The sequence below is a fragment of the Streptomyces cupreus genome (assembly GCF_014257025.1).
GTDB lineage: Bacteria > Actinomycetota > Actinomycetes > Streptomycetales > Streptomycetaceae > Streptomyces > Streptomyces cupreus.
In genome coordinates, this window is sequence record NZ_JACMSF010000194.1 from 1 (window position 1) to 472 (window position 472).

Sequence of the window (472 nt, forward strand, 5' to 3'; positions counted from 1 at the left end):
ACCGCGCGAGAAGAGCGCGTCGACGAATCCGGCGGCGTGGGAGGTCAGGCACCAGCGGTAGCCGATGGTCTGCTTCGACGAGTACTGCAGCCGCCCCGTGCTCACCCAGTCACGGGTCGCGACCGCGCCCTCGAACTGCGGGGCGATGTCCGGGTACTTGGCGATGAAGGCGCGGAACTCATCCTCGGGGGAGCAGTCCGGCTTGGGGTGGATGCGCGGGTCGAGGTTCAGGCCGACGCTGCACAGCGGGTTGGTGGCCCGCGGGTGGTTGTCGAAGGGGATGACCCACATCCAGCCGCCCTTGAACATGTGGTGGAGGGTGCCCTCGCTCCACGGGCTGGGGTTGTGGTGAGTGCCCTTGGGGACGGTCTGCTCGTACGGCTTGACGCCGACCATGTGCGTGAACAGCGAGCGGGACTGGTGGCGCAGCCGGCTGGGCTCCTCGCGCAGACCGAACTTCTGGGCCAGCGGC

At 68.9% G+C, this 472-nt stretch carries 1 pseudogene; it reads right to left on the reverse strand.

From position 1 onward, the window contains the following. Nucleotides 1-472: pseudogene (locus H4N64_RS44265) on the reverse strand (FAD-dependent oxidoreductase); the annotation flags it as partial.